Consider the following 8,400-nt stretch of genomic DNA (forward strand, 5'->3'; position numbering starts at 1 on the left):
CGGCATTGATAAGCATTAGCTTACACACTCATACCAATATTACTGATGTTTTCTTCGCGTAGCTCTAAACGTAAGTCTTTTATTAATTGAATGTCACGCTCTTGTGCTTCTTTCAAAGGTCGGAAAATTGCCCACTGCACATCCCATTCAGCGCATACCGCTTCATTACTCTTTTGGTTTTCGTTAGTGATTTCTTCACTACCTTGTGCTTCTTCTAATTGAGCAACCGTACGCACCGATACTTGGCTAACATCTAAAACAAATTCCAATAAATTATCACGATCAAGCAAGCCATGCAGCAATGTAGCCAGTGCCTCACAAGCATCAATTGCAGGGTAAACTGCGTAAAAATCATAATCTTGTGAAGTTGGAATCAGTTCTTCCAATTTCTCTAGCTGGCGCTCAAAATTCACTTTGGCATTTTTTACCGTAAGAATTTCCCACACGCTATCTAGAATTTCTCGGTAAACACGTGCTGGAGCAAATTCAGTATGTTCACAAAAAACCGCATAGTTTGGATACATACGTTCACATAGACTGACCATAAAGGTAATCTGTTGCCAAGGCTCAAACTTTTCGAGTCGAAGCTGTAAAGGATTCTGTAGCATAATCACTCAATCGTTGCAGAAAAAGACAGCGGCAGTGTACTGGATAACCAGCAGGGAAAAAAGCCACCAATATGAACAATTTTAACCATCACTTGTATATTTTAACTGAACACGACGATATTTACCGCCAAGCGATAGAAAACACTCACCTTGATGGCCTAACAATCACAGATAACCGTGCAGAAGCGACTATCTTGTTAGCCGCACCACCAATGGCCGCATCGTGTATCAACGATTTTCCTAACGTAGAATGGGTCCAGTCAGTATATGCTGGTGTCGATGCCCTAACACTCCACCCAAAACGCACCGATTACCTACTGACCAATATTAAAGGTATTTTTGGCCAGCTTATTTCTGAATACGTAATCGGCTATATCATTAGTCATTACCGCCACTTTCCTTTATATCGTCAACAGCAAAGCGCAGAGCAATGGACTCCGCATCTTTATGAATCGCTCTCGGGCAAGGTGATGGCGATACTCGGCACCGGCTCGATTGGCTCTCATCTCAGTCATGCCGCATCGGGGTTGGGCATTGATGTTATTGGGATAAACAGCAGTGGCATCCCCCCTAAAGCAGGGAAATTTAGTCGCACCTATCATGTTAATGAACTCAGTGCGGCGCTTTCACAAGCCAATATTATCGTAAATACCTTACCCGATACGGAACAAACCCGAGGCCTCATCAATGAGGAGGTTCTCTCCCATTGTTTTCGCACATTAATCTTTAATGTCGGACGAGGGAAAACCGTGGTTGAGTCAGACTTACTTAATGCCATCGATAAGGGCTATGTGGAACACGCTTTCCTTGACGTATTTGAGCAAGAGCCGCTCCCTGAGCTGCATCCATATTGGAAAAATCACGCAATTACTGTTACTCCACACATTGCGGCATTAAGTTTTCCAAGCCAAGTGCTCGAACAATTCATTCATAACTACGACTTGTGGTGTACAGGGTTCCGCTTAGATAACGAGGTAAGCTTTGACAAAGGTTACTAAGCAACTCAGGTCAAGTGATGACCTGACCATTTTAATGCAGCAGGTGCGCCAATGCCGCACCTGTGAGCCTCATTTGCCACTAGGAGCCAATCCAGTCATCCAAGCTCATCATAATGCACAATTGCTGATCATCGGTCAGGCTCCTGGTACGAAAGTGCACGCGACCTCCATTCCATGGAATGATCCCAGCGGCGATCGCTTACGCCAATGGTTAAACCTCGACAAAGAAACGTTTTACGATCCAACCAAAGTCGCCATCATTCCTATGGGGTTTTGCTATCCGGGCAAAGGAAATAGCGGCGATTTACCACCACGTAAAGAGTGCGCCCCCCTATGGCATGAAAAGCTATTAACCTTATTACCTAATATCAAAACCACATTATTAATTGGTCAGTATGCACAAAACTATTACCTGCAAGACAAACCCAAAACATTGACTGAAACAGTAAAAAACTGGCAACACTGGGCTCCAGAAAAAATCCCACTCCCTCACCCATCCCCAAGAAATAATATTTGGCTTAGACGCAATTCTTGGTTTGATAAGGAACTCCTTCCTTATTTAAAAAATATTGTATCCTGATTTCCAATCATAGAATTCTTAGACTTTAAAATCAGTGTCTTGACTAAGAGAAAATGGGTTTTCGCTGCAACAGTATTTTAATGTGATTTAGGTATATCCATAAAAATGAAAAATTCCAGATTTAATCCAGATCACCCTATGAACTTAAAATACATAGTAATAATTATTACTAGTATGCTTTGCAACATATGTACTATAAACTGATTAAAAGGTTGTCGCGAGATAAGACATAAAACCGAAAGGAACGTTTATTATGCTGAAATATATTGTAATCATTCTTGTTGTAATCGGTATATATATTGGAGTGACGTATAAAGATGATATCACTGGAAAAGTGGGACAAGATCGAGTCGAATCCATTCAAGAGCATGTAAACGATACAATTGAACATGGTAAAGAGACAATGAAAAATACATTAGATAAAATCAATAACGAATAGATACAATCTATTGTCTATTATCATTCAACATAAAGAGCTTTCTTAATGGCTCACAACCTTTAATACTAAGCTCTATACACCTAAAGTATTTAAGGTAAAGCACATTAAATACGATTCTAACCAAATCTGAATATAGACTGATCACCCATTAACAGAAGCGGCCAAAGAGTGGATTATGATAAAAAAAGGATGTTTATTTCTCATTTTAACGAGTCAACTCTCTGGCTGTGTTTTTCCCGAGCTCAGTAGTTCTCCTGTCTATATTACCAATGCAGCAGAGCCGATAAAAAAGTCGCAGAGCAAACAGATTTTTGTCTTACCTGAGGCTATTCCGGTTACCTCGCCAGACTTTGAAAAAATTAAGCTCCGAGTGCCTAAGGCCCCTCTTGTCCAAACAATTCAACAACAAATCGAATCGTTAATATTAGAAACAGGCAATCAACTAACGGATAGAACAGGCATAGCACAAACCGACCAAATGATAAGAAGCGAAATATTACAGGTATCACCGAACCTTACCGCTCTTATCCCTTCGTCGGATTACATGATTTACCCTCGTATTAACGTTGAGCCGTTAACCAGCCGGTTCGAACAGGGATATCAATATAAGGGCCGAAAAGGTGAACTTCAGTCGGTTCCTACTACATGCTTTTATGCTCAAACCGTCAAAGTTACCGCCCATATCTACGATGTGAAGGCAGACAAAGAAATAGCAGCGGTTGATATGATCGGTAAGCAAACTGCGACCATCACCCCAAAAGTGCCGACACACCGATGTCCTATGAGCCAAGCCCACCAACAAGCAATGATCGTGAATGCCGCGCGTAAAGCCGTGCTTTATCATAAAAATGATGTGGCTAACTACATCAAACCCGTTGGCCCAGTGCTACAGCTCAGAAAAACGGACAACGGTGACTCTTATCTCGTAAAAATAGCCTTAGGAACCAGTAACAATGTAAAGGCGAAAATGGAAATCGAGTTTTCACGGCTAAAGCAAGGCAAAGCTTATAAATTAGGTGTGGGCTATATCATTAATAATCCAGATGCCATCCAGCCTAACTATGCTTGGGTCACCGTGAAAAAAGAGCTCGCACAGCATATACAGCGTGGAGATATGGCGGCACCAATCTACGATATTTGTACCAATAACTTAGCGCCCGAGTGTATGTTCGAAAGCTATACGAACCTGACTCAGATGGAAGAGACAGCGCTTTAATCGCTCAATAAAATGCAAGAAGCCTTCCAATGGAAGGCTTCTTTTGTATCACTAAACAGATTGTTCTACCGCAAGTGCCCGGTTCTCAGCAATGGTTGCAGAGGTCCGTTCAAAGGTGAGCGACATTCGCTCAAAACTACCGCGAATCAAATCATATTTATCGTGAGGAAGGTTTTCCTTTGAGAGCCGTTCGAGTATTCGGTGGCACGCATCACTAAACGACGACGTACCTTGACCGCGATAACAACTCATAAAGGCATCGGCTAAAGCCTGTTGCCAATGCTCTAATTCCCCATCCATTCGACTATCACAACTGCTTTTAATAACTTGACGCAAACGCAAAGACACATGGCCCAAGTTTAACGCGGTTAAACCTAGGTCAGTCATATCACGATTTTTACTCATCCCTTTTTCATAGGTAGAAATACGTAATAAACGATCGCCCATGCGCGCATTAAACCAAGTTTCTCCTAGCTTATGGTGTGGAACCTGAATCAAATCGTTATAAGTATCTCGCATTAACCGATTCATCATCAAATTCAAACTTGGCCCTGTGATTAACTTGAAAAGCCACAGCAATATCGTTACCCCAACAAATATGGCCATCGCATAACTCACTGTATAATCAATGGAAAAAGAGCGAGTCATATTCGTACTTGGCATAACAAAAATAGTAAATGGAATACTCATCCCCAATGCGTAAGGTAAAGTTGGACGATTTGCCAGAGGTAATAGGCTAATAAAATAAGGGCCAGCGAGTACCAAAATCAGAATCTCAAAATCACCAGAGCTTTCGGCCAACAGTGGCAAAGCGAAGAACAAGGCCATGGGTAACGCAATTAATATCCCAACCAAAATACGTTTCATCACAATGGTTAAGATCATCATAGGTAACCGCGCCATCATAACCGAAAACACCACTGGCAATATCATGATCATAAGCACCGCCGTTGCGCCGGTACCAATCCAAAGCCCAGCACCAACCAAAAACATAATGGCACTGCGAACTCCAGTCGTTAAGCCCACCAGCGGATCGCGGTGCGACATAATACGAATCGCGTTAAGCAAAATGGGTTTGGAAGTAGTAATGGAGTTATATCCCTTCAAAACCATGATTAACTCAGCACTCAACTCCAGCGCTATTTTATGGATACGCGCTTCAAAAGCGGTTTTCGCGACTGAATTGTTGGCATAATAAATTTGTCGACGCCGCAACTTTTGCGCCATCTCATAACACTCATGGTAATCCTGAGATTTCTCCATGGCGTTGAAGGTCTCACGCATTTCATCCAAAAGGTTTTTCAAGTTATCTGAAACTAATTCATCGTGTTTACGTTGCAGACGACCAAATATCTGAATCAATGCCAATAAGGATAAGGTTTTATTCGACAATAACGTCGCAGCTCTACTTTGCCCGGGGCCATCAGGGCCTTCATATGCCACCGCACTAGAATCATCATTTAACGCTGTCAGTGATTCCAAAATACCATCAATGGATTGGTGACGATCATCGTGAGAACCGGCCGGATCTAACTCTAACGTAAAGTACTGCAGAGTTTGGTTAATGACACTGCGAGCATGAACCTGCAACGCATCACGGACTCGAACTGGCCAAATCATCGTACTGACTAAGGCGGCACAAATAACCCCAATGATGATTTCACTCATACGAGCTTGAGCGATTGCAAAAATATAGGCGCTGTTTGTTTTAGACGGCTGAATCATAACGAGCAAAACAACCAAGCAGGCTGTCATACCAGCCATAGCGAAGGCATAGACTAGGTTTTGCCGACGAACTAATGCCGATAGTGCCGAGTTAATTCCCAACCATAGTGCTAGCGAACCAATCGCTAGCTCTGGATAAGCAGAGAATAACTGCAACACAAAGATAGCGAAGATGCCCCCGACCAGTGTGCCAACGATCTGACACAAGCCTTTTTCGATCACAAGGCCACTTTCAGGACGAATCTGTAGGAAGATCGCCCCGATCATTGCCCAATAAGGACGATCCAAGTTAAAAAACATCGCGATATAGAGTGACAGCGCCATGGCTATCACCCCTTTTACCGCAAACTTAACCGCTTTGATATCGGGAAAGAAAATGGCATTAAACAGTATCCGCATATTACTGTTCTTGCTCTTGGTTCATATGAATGGAAACGGTCATCCCCGCACTTAAATTCACGTTTTTATCCACGGAATCCAACTGAATATCAACCGGAATACGTTGCGCTAAGCGCACCCAGTTAAAGGTTTGTTGAACTTGAGGTAATAATTGGGAATTCCCATTGGTATTGGTATCAGCTATTGCTTTGCCAATACTTGTTACCTTGCCAGTCAATGGCTTACCGCCACTCATCAAAGTAATCGTTGCAGTCTGACCAACATGAATCATCGGGACTTTTGTTTCTTCGAAATACCCAGTCACGTAAAGCGATCCATCTTTCACCAACGACAATACCGACTTACCTTTGCTGACATAGTTACCTTGGCGCAATGTCAGGTTAATAATGGTCCCGTCAGCAGGCGCTCGAATAACCGAACGCTCCAAATCAATTTGTGCAGCTTGAAGTTTTGCTTCGCTCAGCTTTAAGGCAGCTTCTGCTAACTTTGTTTTGATACGGGCACTTTCTGCCGTTTCATCACTCACTAATTTGCCGTTAGTACTCAACTTCTTACGACGTTCGTATTGATGCTTGGCTAATTCTAATGAGTAACGATCACTTTCCACCTGAGCTTCAAGTTGTGCAATGGTCGCTTTATAACGCGTTGAATCGACCGTAAAGATAACGTCGCCTTTGTTGACGTGTTGGTTATCTTTCACATCCAACTCGGTTACCCAGCCAGACACATCAGGAGCGATAGTAATCACATCAGCGCGAACTCGGCCATCACGAGTCCAAGGTGAATACATATAGTGAGACCAAATCCATTGGCCTGCTAATAATGCAATCACCACGACGGCTAGAGTCAGTGAGATACGTACTGTTTTTGACATAATTTTTTATTAGCTCCCAAGTAAATATACGACTAAAGCGAGATAACAGACGTAAAGACCGACTTCAAACCAAGCCGCTCTCCAAATTTTGGCATATACACCAGTCTTATAAAGAATCACCCGCGTAATCCAAGATAGGATAAATGCCAATGGCGCAAATAAGACCAAGGGGCTAAATAACAGCCCGCCCAGCGCTAATTCTTCAAACATATCGGAACATATCCCTCATCAGTACTTTATTAAGCGTATACATGCCATCCCCAACAATGTATGAATAAAATATGATAATCCAACCCTTCTCAATGAACACTCATTGAGAGGAAACCATGATCAAAACCCCCAGCATTGGCTTCAAGCCATAATAAACGTCACGCCTAACCTCAGCCTGAAGCAGTGGTTGCATGATAAGATCATTAGTTCGTTTGGTTGCTGCCTGAGGAATTATCCTTCGAATCTTACGGTTACTGTGGCATTTATTAATAAACCACTAATCCCAAGGAGTATAAGACAGGATAGAGAATACTGCTCGATAACTTAGACACACAGGCAGTGATAGAACACCGAATGGTTAGTAATGTCTGTCTTTAGGTCATCGTCATCTCTATTAATCACATCCCTATTTTTATCCTTAAATGTGATGTAGTTCAATAAATTATTCGGATGCAGACTATTTCTTAATAGGAAATAATATCTTAAATAACTCTGACACAGGCGTGATTTTAATCAGTAATTAAAAACCCGTTCGTAGCGAGATACTCGTCTTCCTCACCCACGGACTCGCTGTGATCCCCCTCCCCAACCCTCCCCAAAGGGAGGGAGCTTGTCCTGCGTATTAAAATCCGATTGGAGTTCGATGTATGCTCAGTAAACTCGATCCAGTTCTCTACCTTCCAGAGGAGTTAGAAGGGGTTACACCAACGATCTCTTAGATTATTGTATTTGTTATTCATACCGTATTCGNATTTCTACACACTNTNCACGNTCAACGGTGTCCTNACCCACGGACTCGCTGTGATCCCCTTCCCCAAAGGGAGGGAGCTGTCCTGCGTATTAAAATCCGATTGGAGTTCGATGTATGCTCAGCAAACTCGATCCAGTTCTCCACCTTCCAGAGGGAGTTAGAGGGGGTTGCACCANCGATCTCATCGCTAAGTTCATCGACAANTCATNGGGTTAACAGTATTTCCGAACGCACCACAATTCCCTCACCCACGGACTCGCTGTGAGCCCCCTGTACAAAGTGGACATCGTTTACGTTTTAAACCGGGGACATGGTTTACACCTGTCCCTAGCTTAGTCGAACAATTCTCTTCTGTCTTTCATCCAATAATCCTATTTTCATGAAGGAAAAATAGACTTCACTGACATCATCATTAAGCTGACGAAGCCCAATTGATTCGCCGGTTAAAGCAGAGTGGACGTACACTAATTGACCTTTCCATTTAATTTCCCCGCTATGTCTGACTTTTCTTATTTCTATATCAAGGTCGTAGTTGATTTCATACTTATTGGGAACATAAATCCTTGGTGAATATTCATAATGTTCTGCAGGTCTTGTTCT

At 42.6% G+C, this 8,400-nt stretch carries 9 protein-coding genes; 4 read left to right on the plus strand and 5 right to left on the minus strand.

The genetic code is table 11. The features are described 5' to 3' along the window. Positions 1–20: 20 nt before the first annotated feature. Complete coding sequence (locus F9817_RS13730) at positions 21–608, minus strand: YjaG family protein (protein WP_161156473.1); 588 nt, start codon at positions 606–608, stop codon at positions 21–23. Positions 609–679: 71 nt separating this feature from the next. On the opposite strand from F9817_RS13730, the gene F9817_RS13735 reads away from it, so the two are divergent. The 4 genes from F9817_RS13735 (at position 680) to F9817_RS13750 (ending at position 3,841) form a co-directional block, all read left to right on the plus strand. Then, on the plus strand, positions 680–1,606 hold the full coding sequence (locus tag F9817_RS13735; protein WP_161156475.1) for a D-2-hydroxyacid dehydrogenase: 927 nt from the start codon (positions 680–682) through the stop codon (positions 1,604–1,606). Between the two features lie 34 nt (positions 1,607–1,640). Then, positions 1,641–2,186 (plus strand): uracil-DNA glycosylase family protein, encoded by a 546-nt coding sequence (locus F9817_RS13740; protein ID WP_161156493.1) that lies wholly within the window; start codon positions 1,641–1,643, stop codon positions 2,184–2,186. Positions 2,187–2,439: 253 nt separating this feature from the next. Continuing rightward, positions 2,440–2,625, plus strand: a complete 186-nt coding sequence (locus F9817_RS13745; RefSeq protein WP_161156477.1) for a hypothetical protein — start codon at positions 2,440–2,442, stop codon at positions 2,623–2,625. A 175-nt stretch (positions 2,626–2,800) separates the two neighbouring features. Beyond that, positions 2,801–3,841 (plus strand): hypothetical protein, encoded by a 1,041-nt coding sequence (locus F9817_RS13750; protein ID WP_161156479.1) that lies wholly within the window; start codon positions 2,801–2,803, stop codon positions 3,839–3,841. Between the two features lie 51 nt (positions 3,842–3,892). Here the strand turns inward: F9817_RS13750 and F9817_RS13755 are convergent, their stop codons facing one another. From F9817_RS13755 to F9817_RS24030, 4 genes are all read right to left on the minus strand, one after another. Then, the gene (locus F9817_RS13755; RefSeq protein WP_161156481.1) at positions 3,893–5,965 is read right to left on the minus strand and encodes an FUSC family protein; all 2,073 of its coding nucleotides are present in this window, start codon (positions 5,963–5,965) and stop codon (positions 3,893–3,895) included. A gap of 1 nt (position 5,966) precedes the next feature. Continuing rightward, the gene (locus F9817_RS13760; RefSeq protein ID WP_161156483.1) at positions 5,967–6,839 is read right to left on the minus strand and encodes an efflux RND transporter periplasmic adaptor subunit; all 873 of its coding nucleotides are present in this window, start codon (positions 6,837–6,839) and stop codon (positions 5,967–5,969) included. A gap of 9 nt (positions 6,840–6,848) precedes the next feature. After that, on the minus strand, positions 6,849–7,049 hold the full coding sequence (locus F9817_RS13765; protein WP_161156484.1) for a DUF1656 domain-containing protein: 201 nt from the start codon (positions 7,047–7,049) through the stop codon (positions 6,849–6,851). Positions 7,050–8,127: 1,078 nt separating this feature from the next. After that, positions 8,128–8,400, minus strand: a 273-nt coding sequence (locus F9817_RS24030; protein WP_237476256.1) for a hypothetical protein, incomplete at its 5' end; no start/stop codon positions are given.

This window comes from Vibrio eleionomae (genome assembly GCF_009874545.1).
Taxonomy (GTDB): domain Bacteria; phylum Pseudomonadota; class Gammaproteobacteria; order Enterobacterales; family Vibrionaceae; genus Vibrio; species Vibrio nitrifigilis.

Bases quoted from the DNA above. Each gene is read 5' to 3' on its own strand.
- F9817_RS13735 (WP_161156475.1), top strand. From the start codon at position 680: ATGAACAATTTTAACCATCACTTGTATATTTTAACTGAACACGACGAT.
- F9817_RS13745 (WP_161156477.1), top strand. From the start codon at position 2,440: ATGCTGAAATATATTGTAATCATTCTTGTTGTAATCGGTATATATATT.
- F9817_RS13730 (WP_161156473.1), bottom strand. From the start codon at position 608: ATGCTACAGAATCCTTTACAGCTTCGACTCGAAAAGTTTGAGCCTTGG.
- F9817_RS13765 (WP_161156484.1), bottom strand. From the start codon at position 7,049: ATGTTTGAAGAATTAGCGCTGGGCGGGCTGTTATTTAGCCCCTTGGTC.
- F9817_RS13740 (WP_161156493.1), top strand. From the start codon at position 1,641: ATGCAGCAGGTGCGCCAATGCCGCACCTGTGAGCCTCATTTGCCACTA.
- F9817_RS13755 (WP_161156481.1), bottom strand. From the start codon at position 5,965: ATGCGGATACTGTTTAATGCCATTTTCTTTCCCGATATCAAAGCGGTT.
- F9817_RS13760 (WP_161156483.1), bottom strand. From the start codon at position 6,839: ATGTCAAAAACAGTACGTATCTCACTGACTCTAGCCGTCGTGGTGATT.
- F9817_RS13750 (WP_161156479.1), top strand. From the start codon at position 2,801: ATGATAAAAAAAGGATGTTTATTTCTCATTTTAACGAGTCAACTCTCT.